The sequence below is a fragment of the Actinomadura rudentiformis genome (assembly GCF_008923185.1).
GTDB lineage: Bacteria > Actinomycetota > Actinomycetes > Streptosporangiales > Streptosporangiaceae > Spirillospora > Spirillospora rudentiformis.
In genome coordinates, this window is record NZ_WBMT01000001.1 from 184329 (window position 1) to 202939 (window position 18611).

General features: G+C 68.7%; 20 protein-coding genes. 8 read left to right on the forward strand and 12 right to left on the reverse strand.

What is annotated here, in order from left to right; all coding sequences use genetic code 11:
- Positions 1-12: 12 nt before the first annotated feature.
- The 7 genes from F8566_RS00865 to F8566_RS00895 form a co-directional block, all read right to left on the reverse strand.
- Positions 13-510 (reverse strand): hypothetical protein, encoded by a 498-nt coding sequence (locus tag F8566_RS00865; protein WP_151556950.1) that lies wholly within the window; start codon positions 508-510, stop codon positions 13-15.
- 131 nt (positions 511-641) lie between these two features.
- A complete protein-coding gene (locus F8566_RS00870; RefSeq protein WP_225992734.1) occupies positions 642-2069 on the reverse strand; it encodes a DUF6351 family protein in 1428 nt (475 codons plus the stop codon).
- Positions 2070-2178: 109 nt separating this feature from the next.
- Positions 2179-2991 carry an alpha/beta hydrolase gene (locus F8566_RS00875; protein WP_151556954.1) on the reverse strand — a complete coding sequence of 271 codons (813 nt, stop codon included), beginning with the start codon at positions 2989-2991 and terminating at the stop codon, positions 2179-2181.
- Positions 2988-3344: a DUF4387 domain-containing protein gene (locus F8566_RS00880; RefSeq protein ID WP_151556956.1), complete on the reverse strand. Its 357-nt coding sequence runs from the start codon at positions 3342-3344 to the stop codon at positions 2988-2990. The genes F8566_RS00875 and F8566_RS00880 overlap by 4 nt, the downstream gene beginning before the upstream one ends.
- Positions 3337-4731 (reverse strand): acyclic terpene utilization AtuA family protein, encoded by a 1395-nt coding sequence (locus F8566_RS00885; protein ID WP_151556957.1) that lies wholly within the window; start codon positions 4729-4731, stop codon positions 3337-3339. The genes F8566_RS00880 and F8566_RS00885 overlap by 8 nt, the downstream gene beginning before the upstream one ends.
- A 17-nt stretch (positions 4732-4748) precedes the next feature.
- Entirely contained in the window at positions 4749-5693 is a 945-nt protein-coding gene (locus F8566_RS00890) for a phosphoglycerate dehydrogenase (RefSeq protein ID WP_151556959.1), read from the reverse strand.
- Positions 5694-5763: 70 nt separating this feature from the next.
- Positions 5764-7038, reverse strand: a complete 1275-nt coding sequence (locus F8566_RS00895) for an MFS transporter (RefSeq protein WP_151556960.1) — start codon at positions 7036-7038, stop codon at positions 5764-5766.
- 112 nt (positions 7039-7150) lie between these two features.
- On the opposite strand from F8566_RS00895, the gene F8566_RS00900 reads away from it, so the two are divergent.
- The 5 genes from F8566_RS00900 (at position 7151) to aroQ (ending at position 11234) form a co-directional block, all read left to right on the forward strand.
- Positions 7151-7900: a GntR family transcriptional regulator gene (locus F8566_RS00900; RefSeq protein WP_151556962.1), complete on the forward strand. Its 750-nt coding sequence runs from the start codon at positions 7151-7153 to the stop codon at positions 7898-7900.
- A gap of 166 nt (positions 7901-8066) precedes the next feature.
- The gene (locus F8566_RS00905) at positions 8067-8573 is read left to right on the forward strand and encodes a SigE family RNA polymerase sigma factor (protein WP_225992735.1); all 507 of its coding nucleotides are present in this window, start codon (positions 8067-8069) and stop codon (positions 8571-8573) included.
- Between the two features lie 33 nt (positions 8574-8606).
- Complete coding sequence (locus F8566_RS00910; RefSeq protein WP_151556965.1) at positions 8607-9308, forward strand: hypothetical protein; 702 nt, start codon at positions 8607-8609, stop codon at positions 9306-9308.
- Positions 9309-9501: 193 nt separating this feature from the next.
- Complete coding sequence (locus tag F8566_RS00915) at positions 9502-10488, forward strand: alpha/beta hydrolase (RefSeq protein ID WP_225992736.1); 987 nt, start codon at positions 9502-9504, stop codon at positions 10486-10488.
- A 41-nt stretch (positions 10489-10529) separates the two neighbouring features.
- Positions 10530-11234, forward strand: a complete 705-nt coding sequence (gene aroQ, locus F8566_RS00920; RefSeq protein ID WP_225992737.1) for a gamma subclass chorismate mutase AroQ — start codon at positions 10530-10532, stop codon at positions 11232-11234.
- 58 nt (positions 11235-11292) lie between these two features.
- Here aroQ and F8566_RS00925 read toward each other — a convergent pair whose 3' ends face one another.
- Positions 11293-11754, reverse strand: coding sequence for a MarR family winged helix-turn-helix transcriptional regulator (locus tag F8566_RS00925; protein ID WP_151556967.1), 462 nt, complete (start codon positions 11752-11754; stop codon positions 11293-11295).
- A 63-nt stretch (positions 11755-11817) separates the two neighbouring features.
- On the opposite strand from F8566_RS00925, the gene F8566_RS00930 reads away from it, so the two are divergent.
- Complete coding sequence (locus F8566_RS00930) at positions 11818-12195, forward strand: nuclear transport factor 2 family protein (RefSeq protein WP_192809447.1); 378 nt, start codon at positions 11818-11820, stop codon at positions 12193-12195.
- Positions 12196-12235: 40 nt separating this feature from the next.
- Here F8566_RS00930 and F8566_RS00935 read toward each other — a convergent pair whose 3' ends face one another.
- Both F8566_RS00935 and F8566_RS00940 read right to left on the reverse strand, forming a co-directional pair.
- Positions 12236-13201, reverse strand: a complete 966-nt coding sequence (locus F8566_RS00935) for a hypothetical protein (RefSeq protein ID WP_151556971.1) — start codon at positions 13199-13201, stop codon at positions 12236-12238.
- A 94-nt stretch (positions 13202-13295) separates the two neighbouring features.
- Positions 13296-13805: a winged helix-turn-helix transcriptional regulator gene (locus F8566_RS00940; protein ID WP_151556973.1), complete on the reverse strand. Its 510-nt coding sequence runs from the start codon at positions 13803-13805 to the stop codon at positions 13296-13298.
- A gap of 88 nt (positions 13806-13893) precedes the next feature.
- On the opposite strand from F8566_RS00940, the gene F8566_RS00945 reads away from it, so the two are divergent.
- Positions 13894-14955, forward strand: a complete 1062-nt coding sequence (locus F8566_RS00945) for an epoxyqueuosine reductase (protein ID WP_151556975.1) — start codon at positions 13894-13896, stop codon at positions 14953-14955.
- A gap of 190 nt (positions 14956-15145) precedes the next feature.
- Here F8566_RS00945 and F8566_RS00950 read toward each other — a convergent pair whose 3' ends face one another.
- Positions 15146-16015, reverse strand: a complete 870-nt coding sequence (locus tag F8566_RS00950) for an alpha/beta fold hydrolase (RefSeq protein ID WP_151556977.1) — start codon at positions 16013-16015, stop codon at positions 15146-15148.
- Between the two features lie 96 nt (positions 16016-16111).
- Positions 16112-17512, reverse strand: a complete 1401-nt coding sequence (locus F8566_RS00955; RefSeq protein WP_151556979.1) for an MFS transporter — start codon at positions 17510-17512, stop codon at positions 16112-16114.
- 83 nt (positions 17513-17595) lie between these two features.
- Here F8566_RS00955 and F8566_RS00960 point away from each other — a divergent pair, with 83 nt between their 5' ends.
- Entirely contained in the window at positions 17596-18522 is a 927-nt protein-coding gene (locus F8566_RS00960; RefSeq protein ID WP_151556981.1) for a LysR family transcriptional regulator, read from the forward strand.
- The last annotated feature ends 89 nt before the right edge of the window (positions 18523-18611 follow it).

Here is an 18611-nt window from a genome sequence, read left to right on the forward strand (position 1 = left end):
GGGACGCCGCGGTCAGGAAATGAGAGCCTCGAAAACCCGTGCTGGAGGCGGTCCGCGGACGTGGACGGTGGAACGGGCGACTGCCGGAAGGGCCGACCCGCGTTCGGCCGCGGCCGGCATGGAGGTGCCGGCCACGCCTGGGGCGTGCGGCGGCCGGAGAACCGCGACGTCGTGGTGGTCGGACGCGATGGTCTTCTCGCAGGCGTGCGCCTGCGAGACCGCCCACCGGACGGCGTCGGCGCCACACGCGGTCTGCCACGCCTTCGCGGCGACCCTGGTGCGATGCTCCGGGGTGACGGCCTTCGCCACGGACGTACGGGTGGTCACCGAGTTGGCGGCGGCGAGGGTACCCGTACGGAGGAGCTCGGCGACGCCGGTCGTCCCGGGGAAGACCGAGATGGTGCCGGCGACTGCGAAGCCAAAGAACCCGGCCAGGAGCATCAGCACGCGCTGACGATGGACGACCTGGCCGCCCTCGCCCTCGCCTGAAGCCCGCCCGGATTCCGTCATGGCCGGTCGTCTCACCCCGTGAACTCTGGAACGGGCTGAGAGCGCCGCGTTCAAGAGATCACCATAAGCGGCACCGCCGGAACCGTCCACCGGATGGGCTCTTTATGGCGTGCCGCACTCCGCATGGCGGATTAGAGGAATGGTGAGGGAGCGATTCCCACGCCGTCGATTCGACTCCACGCGCGCTCCTGTGCTGCGGTCATGGCCGGCCAGGAGACGTGGCCAAGCCGGGGCCGAATTCGTGTGTAGTACGAGGAGGGGCGGTATTCGGGGTCGTAGAAGCATCCGCCGCCGTAGGTGCTGTCAAACGTCCTGCAGGAACTCGCGATCGAGCGTGGGGTCGGCTTCCGCCCAGTACGCACCCATTTGTCGAGGGCGGCGATGGAGTTGGCGTACTCGGAGACGCTCAGCTCGTCGTGCTCGGATTCTCTGGTGAACGTCTGGACGAGATGGCTGTCCTGGCCGGCGCCGTGGAGAGTGGCGCGGTAAGCGGCCTCGTGTTCCACGAAGACCGACGGGTCGTCGATCGCGTGCAGGGTGAGGACCGGGAGGGAGACGCGGCCGGTGAGGTCGCTGTCGTAGGAGAGGTCACGGAGTGCGGTGGGATCGGCCGAGAATCGCGCCGCACCGGCGTTGAGGGCCTTGTCGTCGCGTGAGCCCGTGTACCGCACGCCCTGGTTGCTGAACGGGTTACGGCCGCCGAGCCGTTTCCACACGATGTCTTGGAAGAGGAAGGTCGCGTACTGCAGGTGCGTCGGCAGCGAGCGCTCCGGGATGTTCGTGACGGCGGTGATGTCGTCCAGGTTGCGCTGTTGCAGGGGAGTCCGGTCGGCCGGGTCGGAGGCGATGCCGGTGCACTCTTGGAGGCGGGCGAGGACGTGCTCGGGGGTGATGGTGGAGTCCGAGGGCAGCCCTTGCCACAGCGGGTACTGCGGCTCCGTCGGGCGCGGGAGGTTTCGGCAGAAGTACTGGTAGACCACACGCAGATCCACGCGGTGGTTGTAGCCGCGGGAGCCACCGGCCAGCAGACCGCTGGTCAGCAGCACTCCGTCGTAGGCGCCGCGTTTCCTGCCGTAGGTCTCGGCGACCTTGGCGGCGACGTTGCCACCGAAGGACTGGCCGTGGAGGTAGGTACGGTCCGGCCGGCCGAAACGGCTGACGAACAGGCGGCGCACGTTCTCCGTGTCGGTGGCGGCCATCCTGACGCCGTAGCCGCCGCGCCGGTACGAGGAGCCGGCCCAGGCATATCCCTCCGCGACCATGACCGCCCACTCGGCCAGGTCTTCTGTGGTGGTGGAGGGATCGTAGGACACGGCGGGTCCGCCGTGGGCGTGGACGACGAGCGAGCGGTTCCAGTGCTTCGGGACGGCGATCGTGTAGTAGGCGCCGTTGGCGTCCTGGCCGGTGTAGCAGGTGGCCTTCCCGGCCAGGCTGGGCGGGCAGGTGGTCGCCTGTGGCTGCGTTGTGCTCGCGTGGCCGGGACCCACGGTCGCGAGCGAGCCCAGGAGCGTGGTCCCGAGCACGCCCAGGAGTGCAGTGGCCAGCGACGCACCGACCATCACCTGACGACTTCGGCGATAACCAGGGAAGGGAGGACCAGGGAAAGACTGACCGGTCTTGTTCAAGGAAGTGCCTTTCGTGGCGTACCTGGCTGGGCAGCTGGGGAGGTCAGGCGTTGCCGGCCAGCAGGTCGGCGAAGAAGTCGACGATCGGCGGTCTCGTCGCCGCGGCGTTGTGACCCGCTTTCGGGACCACGACCTTCCGGACCGCTGTGCCGTGCCGGGTCAGGCTCTCGGCCAGCCGGTCGAGCTCCTCCGGCCGGCTGTGGCCCGGGTGGCCCATGGCGGCGAGGTCGGCCCGCCCATCGTCGTCGCCGCCGATGACGAGCAGCACCGGCACCCGGGCGGCCGCGCCGGGGTCCACGGTGATTCCGAACCGCTGCCGGGTGTCGCCGATGCCTTCCGGCCAGGCGAGCGAGTGATCGAGCACGGTCACGCTGCCGGGTGCGCTGACCGCGACGGCGGCGACCCGGTCCGGGTGCAGGTAGAGGAAGCGGTGAGCGAACTGCCCACCACCGGAGTGCCCGCACAGCAGCACGGTGCCGACGTGGGCGTTCCACCTGAGCCGGACCTGCTCCAGGATGTCGAGCAACACCAGGTCGAACCGGATGCCGTGGGCGTCGAGGAGCTTGTAGTCGTGCACGTCGTCCGGGTCGTCGATGCCGACCGGGAACAGCGGTGTCACGACGATGAGGTCGTGGCGTTCCGCGAAGGGAATGAACGCCTCCCGCAGTGCTCCGATGTTGCGGCCGGTGCCGTGCACGGCCACCATGACGGACAGCTCGGTCTCAGGGGTCCAGCCCGTGGGCACGTAGACGCAGTAACTGCAGCGCGGCTCGTTCGGTGCGACGAAGAAGGGTGTGCGTTTGGTCAGCAGCCGGCGGCCGGGGTGCGTGGCCGGCAGGTCTGCGACACGGATCACGAGTTCTGCCCCCGAGGATTTTCTGGCCGGGGGACCGGCATGCGTGCGAGTGGGATGTGGTGCTGTCCCGCATGGACGTCACGGTCCCGGAGCGAGCCCTGGCTGACCGGGCGGGGGAACGAGATCTTCACGACGTTGAGCGACGGGATCCGGAACATCTGGACCGTGCTCTCCTTGACGCGGTAGAGCTCGGCGATCACGCGCTCGTTCAGGAACGACTCGTCCGCGGCGATCCGGTAGCCCGCGGCGTCGCGCATGAAGAGTTCCATGGTCACCCAGAACGGACCGGCGTTCTTGGAACGGACCTCGTGGGCGAGATCCGCGAGGGTGAGGGCGGCCGCGGTCTCAGGCATGGGTCTTCTCCCCGATCTCCGTCCGGAACAGGCTTGTGGGACTGGCGCAGTCCACGACGTGGTTCAGCACGAACTCGTACGCCGCGCCGCGCTCGACCTCGGCAGGGGAGGACGCGAACGCCAGGCTCGGCAGGTAGTTCATCCCCGGCGCCGGCAGGTGCAGCATCAGCGGATTGGCGACCTTGGCGACCGCCGTGGCGGTCGCCTGGTCGGGCGCGTTGACGAGCAGCATGACGCCGACCTCGCGCGGCGGCCCGCTCTCGGGTTCGAGGCCGTCCAGCACCGCGTTGTGGCCGTAGAGGCGAAGGTCGAAGGCGTACTCGTCGTCCGCCAGCCCCAGCGTCTGCCCCACCCGCTGCGCGATCATCGTGCGCATCAGGTCTGCCCAGGCGTCGATGTCCGCGAGGATGAGCGGGTCTCGGATCGCCGAGAACGACATGGTCTCGTAGCCGGTGATCCGGGCGCCTTCCAGCTTGATCGTGTACTGGTCGGCGACGTGGAACCTCGCCCCCTCGACGCGGACGATCCGGTCGTCGACCGCGGTGTACCGCGCGTCGTGAACGTCGAGGGTGCCGGCGGGCTCCCGCATCTTGAACGGGTTCGCGGTCTCGTAGAGCATGTGGGCTGCCACCGAGATCGGCGTGCACGACACCGTGGGGTCGAGCGGCTCGATGGTGAAGCCGTCGGCGTCGATGGTGGCGAGGACCCCGCCCGCCCGCGGGTCACCGGTGCACTGGCCGCCGCACTCGACGATCTTGGCGGCGTGCCATGTGGGTCCGGCGGGCATCCCCTTCATGAGCGGGTAGGCGGCCGCCACCGCGGTGTCGGTGGCGCGGCCGGCGAGCACGACCTGTGCACCGGCATGCAGCGCCTCGACGATCGGTTCGTGCCCCATCGCTCCGACGATGTGGGTGCAGCTCTCGAGTGTCTCGGCCCGCAGCGCCCCCATTGGCGGCAGCGGGTGGATCCGGCCCGCGTCGAGGTGCTCCTTCAGGTCGGCCGCGTTCTGCTCGCTGTAGATTCTCGCGACCTTCAGGTCCAGGCCTTCCTCGGCCATCACCTCGGCGGCGATCCCGGCGACCCAGTCGACGCCGCTGTCGGTTCCGCTCGTGCCGCAGGAGCCCACGATCAGAGGGATGCCCGCGCCGGAGGCGGCCGTCAGCAGGCTGCGCAGGTCGCGAGCCACCGCCTTGGCCGTCGTCTTGGGCGTCGCCGACCCGAGGTAGTGGGGGCCGGAGTCCGTGGACCCGGCGTCGATGCTGATGACGTCGGCACCCAGTGCGATGCCGCGCTCGATCGTCGCGTGGTCCCAGCCGGCGCCGAGCATGCCGCTCGGCGACAGGACCCTGATCGATTTGACGTGTTGTTTGACCTGTTGGCGGTGCATGTTCCTCTTTCTCCGTGTCAGTTCACCGGGAACTGTGGCCGGCCTTCCAGTGCCGCCACGAGTTCCTCGGCCCCTCGGCGGCCCGCTGCGGCCCGCGCTTCGGCGGTTTGCCCGGCCAGGTGGGAGTAGACGACGATGCCGTCCACGCCACGCAGCGGGCTGTCGGGTGGGAGCGGCTCCTCGCGTACGACGTCGAGCGCGGCGCCCGCGATCTCTCCGGCCCGCACGGCCGCGACGAGTGCGTCCTCGTCGACGATGGGGCCCCGTGCGGTGTTGACCAGCAGCGCCGCCGGCTTCATCTGCTTGAACGCCGATTCGTCCAGCAGACCCCGGGTCCGTTCCGTGAGCGCGGTGTGCACCGAGACGTAGTCGGAGGTGGCCAGCAGCTCGGGCAGAGCCACGAACCGGACCGCGGGGTCGTTCCGCAGCCGCGCCGGCACGTTGGTGGTGCAGACCACGCTCATGCCGAACGCGCGTGCCAATGGCACCACTGCCCGTGCCGATGCCCCGTAGCCGATGAGTCCGAGGGTGGAGCCGCGCAGTTCGTGTCCGTCCTCACGTGGCCAGACACCCTGTGCCACACCTTGCGCGGACTGCACGAGACGCCGGGCTCCCGCGAGCAACAGGCCGATGGTGTATTCGGCCACGGCGTTGGCGTTGATACCGGGCAGGTTGCTCACGGTGATCCCGAGCCGGGCCGCGGCGGCGACATCGATCGAGTCGTAGCCCACGCCCGTTCGCACGATGACGCGCAGCTGTGGTGCGCGGGCCAGGACGTCCGCCGTCAGCGGTTCGTTGGCCACCAACGCTGCGTCGATCCCGGCGAGGGCCGTGGCGAGCTGGTCGGGATCACGCCGACCGAGCATGGGCAGGTGCACGGTCTCCATCCCGGAACGTCTCAGGAACTGGTCGACATCGTCACCGGGACGCAGGTAGTCCGTGGTGATCAGAACGCGAGGCACGGCTTTCCCCCTGTGGGCGATGGGATGCGGTCGGACGGGATGCGATCAGACGGGATGTGGACGCGGATCGTCACAGCGCGCGACCGGCGGAGGACCGGCGCTGCAGGGCGCTGACGCGCGCGACCGCCAGCACGGCGAGGAGCGCGACGGCCGCGACGTCGAGCAGCAGCAGCGGCCAGCCCGTCAGGTCGACCATGCCGCCGACCAATGCCGGTCCGAGGAACCCGCCACTCACCCATCCGACGGTGTAGAGCCCGGTGTAGGTACCGACCACCCGGTCGGACGGGGCAAGGTTCCACAGGACGACGACCGCGTTGACCAGGAACGCGGACGCACCCGCTGCCGCCACACAGAGGCCGATGACGGCGCCCGTGGGGGATTGCGCCACGGTGCCGAGCACCATACCGGCCGCGAACACCGTCATCCCGACCATCATCACCCGCAGCCGCCCGAAGCGCTCGGCGAGCCTCGCCACCGGGTAGGCGGCCACGATGAAGGCCACTCCGCTGGGCAGGGTCAACCCGCCCGCTTCGCCGCGGGACATGTTCAGCGCCTCCATGCCGTACGGCGTCATGAGTGCCCGCGAGGCAGCCCACGCGCCCCCGAAGAGAAGGATGGACACGATGAGCAGCAACCTGCTGCGGTCCGCGTCTCTGATGATGTCGAGCACCGTGTCCCGCACCCGTACGCCAGGTGCCGCCGTGCCGTGCTGGTCGCCATCCTCATCGAGTGCCGTCTGGTACGCCGGCGACCGGTTGTCCCGCACTTTGGCGGCGAGAACGGCCAGGGACGCCACCATCAGGATCGAGGGAATCGCGAAGGACGACTTCGGATGCTCGTCGATCAGGAAGACGCTGATCAGTGCCGCGACCATCACCGTGAGACTCGCCGCGATTTTGACGACCGCGTTGGCCCGGCTTCGCCGATCGGGTGGGATGAAGTCCGGGAGCAAGGATTCGGCGATCGGCTTGAACGAGTTCGCGACCAGCGCATAGCTGAACATCACCAGGACCAGCAGCGGCAGTGAGGCCGCGGCGTGCGGGATGGTGAGGAACAGCAGCGCCGCCAAGGGCATTCCGACGACGAGATAAGGGATGCGTCTTCCCCACGAGGTGCGCGTGTGGTCCGATCTATTGCCCATCCAGGGCTGGATGAAGATGCCGAGCAGATTGTCCATCCCCATGAGAAGACCGACGAGCGCGGCACTACCGATGTGCTCTCGGAGCAACGGCGGAACCTGTGAGTCGTAGAGGTTCCACGTCGATTCCTGCGCGAAGACCGCCAGGGCTACGAAGAACGTGATCCGCCCTGTTCGCGCACGCTGCGTGGTCGACGTCGTCGTCATTCGGCACCTTCCATGTCTCCACCGCCGGCGCGGCGACCGTCACGGTACTTTTGCTATAGCAAGTTGGTCAAGAGTTGCTTAACCTGTTTGCTATGGCTACTAAGGTGGTGCCATGGCGGGTGAGACGTTGAAGGGCCTGACGGCCGACACGCTGGCCGACCGCGCGTACCGGGCCATCCGCGACGCGATCACGACCGGCGAGCTACGGCCGGGGCAGAAGGTCACCGAACGCGGGCTCGCCGAGCGGCTGTCGGTGAGCCCGACGCCGGTGCGCGAGGCCATCCGGCGCCTGGAACAGGACGGTCTTCTCGAACGGGCCGGACCACGGACGGTCCAGGTGGCGGCATTCGGAGACACCGCGATACAGGACCTCGCCGAGGTCGAGGTGGCCCTTCGCGGCCTGGTGGCCCGCTTCGCCGCGCGGCATGCGTCCGCTGCACAGCTGGACCTTCTCGACGCCGTTCTCGACGAGGCCGACGACTTGCTGATCGTCATCAAGCAACGTCATCAGGCCGGGCAGGAGGTGTCCCGGCACCTGGACCGGCTGCTCGATGCCATGCAGCGCTTCAACGAGGTCGTCGAGTCGTGCGCCCACAACCCGGTGCTCGTGCGCTTGCTCGGCCAGGCCCGGGTGTTCCCCTCGCCGGAACGGCGGGCCCGGCTCCTCGAACGGATCAGCAAGAACGACAGATTCGGCCTGGATCGCTACGGGAGCCATCGTGCGCTTGTTCGGGCCTTGAGAACGGGTGACTCGGCGACGGCCGAGGCGCTCGTGATCGACGACGCCCGTGGCGGATTGGGAGATCTGCTCGCCGCCCCCACGGCGCCGGCGACGACCTCGCCCTCTGCCGCCCACTCCTGAGGTCCGAGGGCTGCCGACCAGTCACCAATTCTCACGCGCCGATCTGGAGCCGCGAATCTCCTCGAATCTCCTCGAATCTCCTTGCCTCGCATGCAACGGGAACGTCGGCGATTCCGTATGAGGGGTGTTCACGCGGCGAGTGTCGACGACGAGAGGCGGGATGCCTGTGAGATGGCCCACGGATCGAGATCGCGAGTTCACCGAGTTCGTGAGGGCTCGGCGCGCAGCGCTGGTGCGTGTGGCGGCGTTGTTGGCGTCGGGGGACATGGCCCGCGCCGAGGACGTGGTGCAAACGGCGCTGACCCGCCTGTATCTGGCATGGCCGCGGGTGCGGCCGGACACCATGGACGCGTACGCGCGGCGGTGCGTCGTGAACGCGGCGACGGACGAGCGCCGCAGTCCGTTCCGCCGCCGCGAGCAGGTACGGGCGCAACTGCCCGACCGCGCCGCCGTCGAGGCCCGGTACGACGACAAGACGACGATCATGGCGTTGCTGTCCACCCTGCCCGCCGGCATGCGTGCGGCGGTCGTTCTGCGGTACGTCGAGGAGCTCAGCGTCGCCGAGACCGCCGACGCCATGGGCTGCAGCGAGGGCAACGTCAGAAGCCAGAGCGCACGCGGCCTGGAGCGGCTGCGTGCCGTCTTCCCCGAACACACGCGCAACGCCGGCTGATCGACCCCCGACCCTATGCGAAGGAGCAGTGAAATGTCAGACCTGATCGACGTTCTGAGGACACTGCCGCACGACCTCACACCCGAGCCGGCCGGAGCGGACGTCATCGCCGCCGACGTCGCTCGCGGGCATCGCGCCCTCAGCCGCCGGCGTCGTCGCCGGATCGCGTCTTCGAGTGCGGTCCTGGCGGTCGCGGCCTGCGTGGCGGTGGGCACCGTTCAGCTCACCCGGCCCGGTGACGCCTCCGCCCCGGCCGCGAAGGGCTCCAGCACGGCGCCGCAGGCGTCACGGGTGCAGCTCGTCGCTTACACCGGCACCCAGCCGGTCGGTTTCAAGGTCCGCACCGTGCCGGCGGGCTGGCAGGTGGTCTCCTCGGACAGGAGCGCCTTCGTGGTCGCGCCGCCCGGCGCGGACACCTCCGCGTCGAAGCAGAATCCGGACGGGGGAAAAGCCGTCAGCCTCGAAGGCCGCATCGCGGTCATGCTCCAGGGCATGTCGCGCCTTCCCAGCCGCTCACCGGTGACGAAGGTCGACGTCAACGGCGAGCAGGGCCGGCTCGGGTTCGCCGACGGAGGGAACGCCAAGACCCGGGCCAAATGGCTGATCTTCCCGGACGGAGCGGGCCACAAGGTGCTGGTCCAGGTGCCGATATCGCTCGGCCTCACCGACGACCAGATCGTGCGTTTCGCGCGTGGCATCACCGTCACCAGTGACGCGCAGAGCACGGGCGGCTGACTCGGACATTCGGCTGTGTGATCCTGGCGAGCACGGTGCCTTCTCGGCACCGCTCGCCAGGATCCGCGTCGTGAGCTTTCCGCTGACGCCATTGTCCGCTCGCCGGGTCTATTTCCAGGTTGCGTAACGACATGCCCGAGGCCGCCGCCGATCGTGCGCCTGGCTCCGGCGCTGGGCAGGAGAGGCACGTACCGTGGACATCAGTGAGCGCATCGACCCTGAGATCCGAGCGCGCCTCGATCAATACCGACAGCTGGTCGGCCCCGACGGCCTGAGCGGTATCAGGGACATTCCCGAGCGTCGCCGCAGGCAGGCCGAGTTGACCGCGCTGCGGGCCGGACCGGTCATCCCCGACGACGTCGATGTGCACGACCTGTCAATCGCTCATGGCGCGGAGACCCGAGGCGAGCCGGTGTTGCTGCGCGTGTACCGCCCACACGCGATGACCCGGTCGGCACCCTGCGTCTATTACATCCACGGCGGAGGCATGGTGGCGGGCGGCATCGCCAGCGATCATGCGAAGACCGCCCGGCTCACTCAAGCCACTGGCTGCGTCGTCGTTTCGGTCGAGTACCGGCTCGCACCCGAGAACCCTTACCCCGCGGCGCTCGACGACTGCTACGGGGGACTCGTCGGGGTCGCGGACAGGCACCGAGAGCTCGGCATCGACCCGGATCGGATCGCTCTCTACGGCACGAGTGCGGGCGGTTGCCTGGCCGCGGCGGTGGCATTGCTGGCGCGCGACCGCGGTGGGCCGGCCATCGCCCACCAGTTGCTCGTGTCCCCCATGCTGGACGACCTGTCGTCGACCCCTTCCGCCATGGTCAACACCGGATTCGGAGCATGGAGCCGCGAGGCGAACATCCAGAGCTGGCAGGCGTGGCTCGGCCAGGACTTCGGCACCGATCGGATCTCGCCGTACGCCGCACCGGCCCGCGCACGCGACCTCGCGGGCCTGCCCCCGACCTACATCGACGTCGGCGACCTGGATCTGCTCCGGGACGAGGCGGTCGACTTCGCGCGCAGGCTGTCCTGGGCCGGCGTTCCCATCGAGCTGCACGTCTATCCGGGAGGCATCCACGGCAGTGAGAATCTCGCGCCCGATGCCGAACTGAGTGTGCGAATCCGTGGATACCGACAGGACGCGCTTCACCGAGCGCTCTGCGAAGAACCGCCCTGATGCAGAGATGGCCGTCCACGATGTCCATCCACTCCGCTTCCGTGGGTACGCCCGCCCTTGGGAAGGGCGATGACCGCGAAATCGTGCACATCCCCCTGTCACCGAACGCCGAGAAAGGCAAGTCCATGTACGTGAATGCCCCTTGCTCCTCCTTGCTGCGGGTCGCGCTCTCCTCCCTCATGTTCTGCGGCATGGCGGTGGTCGGCGTGACGCCCGCGGCTGCGGCCCCCGCGGCGGCGGCCCCCACGCAGACGCTGTCGCGTGAAGGGCTGACCCCGCTGGTCGGGCTCGCTGCCGAACGGATCCTGCTCGCCGACAAGGTCGCCGCCGCCAAGTTCGGCACGAGCACTCCGATCGAAGACCCGGTGCGGGAACGACAGGTGCTGGACCGGGCGGCGGCGCTCGCGGCCGAGGCGGGCATCGACGTGCAGGACACCGTCGAGTTCTTCCGGGCGCAGATCGAGATGAGCAAGGTGGTGCAGCGGGGCCTGTACGACCGGTGGACGCGGCATCCGGAGCTGGCTCCCACCGACCGTCCCGACCTGGCCACCGAGGTCCGGCCGCAGCTGGACCGGATCACCGTCGCGTTCATCGACCACTTGGCCGCCACAGAGGATCTGCGTCGCCCGACGCCGCGGTGCACGATCTCGCTGTTCCTCGCCGAGGCGAGGGCCGATCTCCGATACGGCCTCGACCGGCTCCACGAGCGCGCCCTGCACGGCGCGGTCGAGCGGCTGTGCACCTGATCCGCCGTCAAGCACCGTCATCGCGGACGCGCCTGGCATCGTCCCATCGTCGATGGTCCTAGCGAGGTGGACGTACGTTCCGGCGGCGCACGGCGTCGGCGCCGCCCAGCTCGTCCAGGAGTTCCTCAAGTGCGGTGCGGGCCGCTGCCAGCCGCTGTGGTCCCAGCCGTTCGGCCAGGTCACGCTCGAGCTCCGTTCTTGCCCTTCGTGCGATCTCGACGGCCTCGGATCCGCGATCGGTGAGCCGGACGCGGCGGACCCGGGCGTCGAGGGGATCGGAGAATCGTTCGGTGTAGCCAAGGCCGTCAAGCTCAGTGACGGCCTTGGACGCCGCCTGCTGGGTCACGCCGAGCGATTCGGCCAGCTCGCCGATGGTCGGAGCGCCCTCGATCAGGTGCTGGAAGACATAACCGTGAGAGAACCGGAGGTCCCCGTGACCGGCGGCGTCGAGCACGGCCTGCACCCGGTCGGCAGCGGCGAACCCGACGAAGATCGCCAGTGATCCGGTGTCCAGTTCCATGGCCTCCGGACACTAGCACAACCAAAGTTGTGCAAATAAGGTTGTACAACTATGGTTGTGGACATGGAGGCGAACATCGACCTGGCATTGCGCTACCACGACGCCGTAGGCAAGGGCGCCGTCGGAGACGAACTCGCGGCGTTCTTCACCCCGGACGTCACTCACCGTGAGCTGCCCAACCTGCTGTTCCCCGACGGTATGACCCGCGATCTGGAAGGGCTGCTCGCTGCCGCCGAAGCCGGACAGGCCAAGCTGGTCTCGCAGGACTACGCCGTGAAGAACGTCGTGGCGGTCGCCGACACCGTGGCGCTGGAGATCGCGTGGACGGGCGTGCTGGCCACCGGCCAGACCGTCAAGGCCCACATCGCCACGTTCCTGGACTTCCGTGATGGAAAGATCTGCGGCCAACGCAACTACGACTGCTACGAGCCACTCAGCTAAGCCTGCTTCGCCTGCACGCCGACGGCGCGGGTGAAGTCGGCTAGCCGCCGTAGCGGCGGGCTACTTCGTGGAAGGCCGCTTTGGGCTGCCATGTCGGAGCGTCTGGAGGGAACTTGACGACGCCGAAGCCTGCCATGTCCAGGTCATGGCGTGGGTCATCGGGCTGGTGGGGGAAGTCGGACATGGCGAAGGTGAAGACAAAGCCGCCGTGTACTTCGTGCCTGGAGTAGAGCTCGATGAGCTCTCCCAGATAGGCGGCTTGGGTTTGCTCGTCCCGGACGTGGCCCTCCTTGACCTTGGGAGGGAGGGCCAGCCAGTTGACGATGAGGAATGAGGCAGGACCGCGTTGGTCGGCGCCTTTGTGTGCCCCACAGCCGAACTCGGTGATGACTACCGGCTTCTCGGAAGCCTCCAGGAGGGCCTTGAGCCGTTGCTCGTACGCGGCCTTGTCGGTGCCCAGGCGATAGAGGTTGACACCGACGATGTCGAAGGGCGTCCAGTCGACCTGTTCCCAGCCCCCTGCCGCGTAGGTCACCGGGCCGTTGAAGGAACGGCGGGCGGCCATGGCGGCAGAGGCGAGCAGCTGGTTGACCTTACGCGTGATGCGGCGGTCGAAGCGCCGGCGCAGGTTTGGGCGGACCAGGATCTGGAGGCGGAAGAACAGGCGCGGACCAGGGATCATGCCGGGCGAGGTCAGCGAGAACTCGCTGCCGACCATCAGGGTGACGCGGTCGGGGAAATCCTGGCGCAGGCGTTCGGCGGCAGTTGCCACCTGCGTGAGGTGGGTGAGCAATGCAGCACGGCGGCGGTCGGGCAGATAGGGCCGGATGTAGACGTCCAGTCCGGCGTCGAGGGCATGGCGTGCCGCTGCCAAATGGTGCTCAGGGTCGGTGCCGATGAGCATCACGTGGGTGCAGTGCAGGTCTTCGGCGACAGCGCGCATGTCGCGGCGGAGGACGTCGGCGGGTGCATCTCCGACGGTGTATGAGATTCCTTTGATGTCCACCGAGCGCCCTTCCGTGAAGCTCCTTGAACTTCGACGTTAGAAAACGCCGGATCGGCTCACATCGGCCGGTGGGCCAGGGCAGTCCGACCAAAGTCTATTGGCGTGGTGTCGGGGGTTGTGTTGACGCCGAGGGTGATTGACTCGCCGGGCGTGCGCCGGGGCCGGGTTCGATCATTACCTCGGATGGGCTCGTGATGGCGTGGCCTGCCTCGCAGATGGGGACGAGGCGGACGTCGGTGCCACATTCGGTGTGGCGGACGTGGACCGGTGGTCCGGAGGCGTCGGCGAGGTGGCGGTCGCCCCAGGCGATGATCGTCAACAGGACGGAGAGGAGTTCGCGGCCTCGATCGGTGGGCTCGTACTCGTGGCGGCGGCGTGCCCCGGGCTCCTGGTAGGGGATGCGGACGAGGACTCCGGCGTCCACCAGGGCGGTCAGCCGCTGGGTGAGGACGTTGCGGGCGATGCCGAGGTGGCGCTGCAGGTCGGCGAAGCGGCGTACGCCGTTGAAGACGTCGCGGAGGATCAGCAGCGTCCACCGGTCTCCGACGATCTCCAGGGTGCGGGCGACGGAGCAGGCCCTGCTGTCCAGATCGATCCACTCCACGATCCGATACTAGCCCACTTGGGTTGCATTCCAGGACTCAGCATGCCTAGGTTCTGATTAACTACTCAGCCATGAAGAGGGGTGCCCCATGCGGCTGGACGACCACCCGACTGTGCAGCGGGTCCGCGCGAGCCGGCAGGAACCCGTGGACGCCCTGATCAACGCCGACCGGCTGCGCGATCTCTGCATGGAAGCGGGCGCCGACGACGTGGGCTTCGTGTCCATCGACGCGGCCGAGGCCGCGAGCGAACGCGAGCAGGCCGTCACGGCACTGCCCGGCGCGCAGACCTACATCGCGATATGCCTGCGCATGAACCGCGACAACGTGCGCGCTCCCCAGCGCAGCCTGGCCAACTCCGAGTTCCATCAGACGAACGACGAGATCGACCAGGTCGCCCGGCGCATCGCCCGCGCGCTCCAGGACGCCGGGCACCGCGCCGTCTACCCCGCCGCGGGCTTCCCGCAGGAGATGGACGAGTTCCCCGGCCGGGCCTGGGTGATCGCGCACAAGGTGATCGCCGAGGCGGCGGGGCTCGGCCGGATGGGCATTCACCGCAACGTCATCCATCCCCGCTTCGGCAATTTCATTCTGCTCGGCACGGTCATCACCGACGCCCTCGTCGACCGGCCCGACAGCCCCATCGACTTCAACCCGTGCCTGGAGTGCAAATTGTGCGTGGCCGCCTGCCCGGTCGGCGCCATCACCAAGGACGGTGGATTCGACTTCCAGGCCTGTTACACCCACAACTACCGGGAGTTCATGAGCGGGTTCACCGACTTCGTCGAGACCATCGCCGACAGCGACGACCGCGAGGACTACCGCGCCCATGTCCCCCCCTCAGAGTCGGCCTCGATGTGGCAGAGCCTGAGCTACAAGCCCAGCTACAAGGCCGCCTACTGCATGGCCGCCTGCCCCGCCGGCGAGGACGTCATCGGCCCCTATCTCGCCGACCGCAAGGAGCACCTCACCACCGTGGTCCGCCCGCTCCAGGACAAACAGGAACCCGTCTACGTGCTCCCCGACTCGGCCGCCGAGGAGCACGTCACCAAGCGTTTCCCGCACAAGACCGCCCGCCCCGTCTCCAACGGCCTCCCCGAGGAGGTCAACGCCGCACTCGAAGCCCTCGGCCCCCGCCCCAAGAACACCTGACCAAAGACGCAGATGACGCGCCGTTCGTCCCCGTGTCACTTCGCGGCGGTACCGACCGTGCCGCCCTGTGAAGGTGTCGGGTGGCCGGGACGCAGCGATGCGTCCCGGCCACCCGAACAGGAAAAACGACGCTCAGCGAGGTGCGTCACAGCCCAGCCGAGGCTTGCACCAGGCGCGATGCGCGATCATGTCAGCGGCCCGCGGTGTGGTCGAGGATCGCCGGGATGACACGGTCCCAGTGGTGCCGGGGGAAGACCTCGTGGCCGGTCTGCTCCAGGGGGATGAAGCGGGCGCCGGGGATCTCCGCCGCGAGCGCGCGGCCGTGGCCGATCGGGAAGAGCGGATCTTCGGTGCCGTGCATCACCAACGTTGGAGCGCCGATCTGGCCGAGCCGCCCGCGCCAGGGCTCGCCCGCGTCGATCAAGTAAGGGTTGGTCAGCTGCGCGGCGATGTCGGCGGTACGGTCGAGGACGCGTTCGGCCGCCGCGCGCATGCCGACGGTGTCGAACGGGCGGGAGTGCGCGGCGAAGGGGCGTTCGGCCTCGACCAGATAGTCGATGACCGCGGCCCGGTCGGACCAGTCGGGCTCGGCGGGCTCGTTGGCGAAGAGTTCCTGGATCTCCTGCGACACCGGCGGCAGGTCGGGGTTTTGGTGGCCGGGGCCGCCAGGTGTGGAGGAGGCGAGCGTCAGTGAGGCCACCCGGTCGGCGTGGTCGAGGGCCAGGAGCTGGGCGACCGCGGAACCTTGCGACATGCCCACGACGTGCGCGGCGGTGATGCCGAGCACATCCAGCAGCGCGGCGGCGTCGGCGACCAGGTCGCCGAGCCCGTACGCGGGTGATCCTGCCGGGTAGCCGGTCGAACGGCCCGCGTCCCTGCTGTCATACCGGATCACCTGCCGGCCCCCGGCGACGAGCCGGTCTACGAACTCCTCCTCCCACGCCAGCAGGGAGTGGCCCGCGCCATGGATCAGCAGGATGGCCGGATCCGCCGGGTCGCCGAAGGACTCCACGCACAGTTCCACGCCGTTGGCCTTGACGATCTGCTCACCGTTCGACATCACGTACCTCCAGATGGTTACAGCTAACGAGAATCCCGTGCGCTCCTGCGCATGACCCGAACGCGCCAGCCGGAGATCGCCGCAGGAGAGGAACAGTCACGACTTGTGGTTCGGCTGTCGCGGCTTGAGTGACGCCGCTGTCAGATGACTCGCAGTAGACCTGGACCGGTCGCCGACGGTGCTGGCCCTACGTTCCTCCGCGGTCAATCCGGCAACCCAGGTTGGTTGCTCGGGGTCGTCCTTGGCCCCATCGGTGGAAGGGGCGTCGTACGCCGGGGCGGAGGTTCGGCGGCGCAGTGCCGGGGCGACGGCACGCTGCGCGGCGAACAGCGCGAATCCGATCGCCGAGCATGCCGCCCACAGTGCGGTCCGCCCAGCGTGGTCGAGCAGCGCGGTGCCGAGCAGTGGTCCCAGCACGGCGCCCAGGCTCCACGTGGTGGAGGCGACGCCCATGTACCGGCCGCGTAGGTCGGCCGGTGCGAGGCCGGCAAAGGTGGCGCCGAACATGACGGAGACGCCGACCTGGCCGAGGGTCCACACGAGGATCGACGCGGCGTGGGCGGCGCTGCTGTGCACGACGGCGCCGAGTCCGCCGCCGATGCCGGCCAGCAGCATGGAAACCGCCAGAACGGAGGCTGTGTCGCGGCCGTCGAGCAGCCGTACCGCAATCGGCTGGACCACGACGATCACGATCCCGTTCAGGGCGAGCACCGCACCGAAGGTCTCTGGACCGTGGCCGTCGCCGGCCATGACGAGCGGGAGTGTCGAGAACGCCTGCAGGAACATCGTGAAGTAGACGACGTGGATCGCCGCCATGGCGAGCATCACCGGATCGCGCAGGAGGACTGGCAGCAGTGCCCGTCGGGCCGCCTTCGACATCGGCGGACGGGTCTCGGGGACGTGTCGCCACACGATCAGCGCCGCGAGGACCGAGGCCGCTGCATTGATCCAGAACAGGATGCCGTATCCCTGCTGGACCAGCACCCCAGCGGCCACCGTGGAGACCGTGAAGCCGAGATTGGCCGCCCAGAAGAGCAAACCGAAGGCGCGGACCCGTTCCTGCGCAGGCAGGTCCGCCACGGCAGCCGATCCGACCGGACGGAACAGCTCCGCCATCAGCCCGACGCCGACGGCCGCCGCACAGATCGCCGGCATCGTTTCCGCCGAGCCGAGCGCGACCAGTGCGACGGCTGTGCCCAAGAACCCCACCAGCATGGTGTGGCGTCGACCGATCCGGTCGCCCAGCCAGCCGCCCAGCAGCTGCGACCCGATGTCTCCGACGCCGACCGCCGCGACCACCGCCCCGGCCGTCGTCGGCGAGAGTCCCCGCTCCTGGGTCAGGTAGAGCACCAGGAACGCCCGCGCCACTCCGCCGGCCCGGCTCACGAAGTGAGTTGCCGTGAGCGCCCATACCAGGCTCGATTGCCTCAACCGGGCCCGAGGCGGTCGGGCCTTGATCGCCAGCGTGACGGGGACCTGTGTGCCGTGGGTTGTCATGTCGTCGACGTTAGGGGCGCAGTTGCATCGTGAAAAGCGATTGTTTCTTATCGAGTCGATCGCCATCGACTATGCTTTGGCTCGTGATCGATGTGGAACTGCGGCACCTGGCGACGATGGTCGCCATCGTCGAGGAGGGCACGTTCGGGCGGGCGGGCACGCGGCTGGGCTACACACAATCGACGATCAGCCAGCAGATCGCCGCATTGGAGAAGTCGGTCGGCGGCCCGGTGTTCGAGCGGCCGGGCGGTCCCAGGCCGGTACGGATCACGCCGCTCGGCGCCGTGGTCCTCGACCAGGGGCGCGAGCTGCTGGCGAAGGCCGGGGCGCTGTCCGATGCCGTCGAGCGGTTCAAGGCCGGCGACGGCCGGATCGACATAGGCACGTTCCAGAGCGTGTCCAACGTGATCCTGCCATCGGTCGTGCGCCGACTGCGTGACGAGCACCCCGGCTGCGAGATCAGGCTGTACGAGGTGCCGGTGGATCCACAGATCGGTGACCTGGACCTGCTGTTCTACGACCGACCGGTCGACGGCGACGTCGAGCGCGTCAAGCTGGTCGACGATCCCTACCTGCTGGTGGCCCGGCCCGGCGACCTTCCCGACGGTCCCGTACCGCTGAAGCGGCTCGATGGCAGCCCGATGGTGGGCTGCCATGCAACCTGCGACGAGGTGTGGATGGGTCAGGCACTCGCCGATGCCGGTGCGCGACCGCGTATCGTCTTCCGCTCCCCGGGCAACGAGGCGATCCTGTCGATGGTGCGAGCCGGACTGGGATGGGCGGTGCTGCCGTGGCTCGCCCTCCACGGATCCGACGTCCGGTCCGACGACCGGCTCACCATCCACGAACTGCGGCCGACACCGTCGCGCGGGATCTACCTCCACTGGCGGGCCACATCCTCCCCGTCCCCACTGGCAGTACGGGCAATGGAGCTCGCCGCCGAGGTCGCCGCCAAGGTTTCAGCCGACCTGACCATGCAGCCCCAGCCGGACACACCCGACCATCGCTAGGTCAAGTCAGGGGTTCGGGGTGCCAAGCGCCAGGAAGAGCGGGGCAACATCACCGTGTCGTCAAACCGGACCCACAATCCCATCGTTCA

Coding starts and splice junctions, on each gene's coding strand:
- F8566_RS00865 (WP_151556950.1), bottom strand. CDS start 510: ATGACGGAATCCGGGCGGGCTTCAGGCGAGGGCGAGGGCGGCCAGGTC.
- F8566_RS00870 (WP_225992734.1), bottom strand. CDS start 2,069: ATGGTCGGTGCGTCGCTGGCCACTGCACTCCTGGGCGTGCTCGGGACC.
- F8566_RS00880 (WP_151556956.1), bottom strand. CDS start 3,344: ATGCCTGAGACCGCGGCCGCCCTCACCCTCGCGGATCTCGCCCACGAG.
- F8566_RS00885 (WP_151556957.1), bottom strand. CDS start 4,731: ATGCACCGCCAACAGGTCAAACAACACGTCAAATCGATCAGGGTCCTG.
- F8566_RS00895 (WP_151556960.1), bottom strand. CDS start 7,038: ATGACGACGACGTCGACCACGCAGCGTGCGCGAACAGGGCGGATCACG.
- F8566_RS00900 (WP_151556962.1), top strand. CDS start 7,151: ATGGCGGGTGAGACGTTGAAGGGCCTGACGGCCGACACGCTGGCCGAC.
- F8566_RS00910 (WP_151556965.1), top strand. CDS start 8,607: ATGTCAGACCTGATCGACGTTCTGAGGACACTGCCGCACGACCTCACA.
- F8566_RS00925 (WP_151556967.1), bottom strand. CDS start 11,754: ATGGAACTGGACACCGGATCACTGGCGATCTTCGTCGGGTTCGCCGCT.
- F8566_RS00930 (WP_192809447.1), top strand. CDS start 11,818: ATGGAGGCGAACATCGACCTGGCATTGCGCTACCACGACGCCGTAGGC.
- F8566_RS00945 (WP_151556975.1), top strand. CDS start 13,894: ATGCGGCTGGACGACCACCCGACTGTGCAGCGGGTCCGCGCGAGCCGG.
- F8566_RS00950 (WP_151556977.1), bottom strand. CDS start 16,015: ATGTCGAACGGTGAGCAGATCGTCAAGGCCAACGGCGTGGAACTGTGC.
- F8566_RS00955 (WP_151556979.1), bottom strand. CDS start 17,512: ATGACAACCCACGGCACACAGGTCCCCGTCACGCTGGCGATCAAGGCC.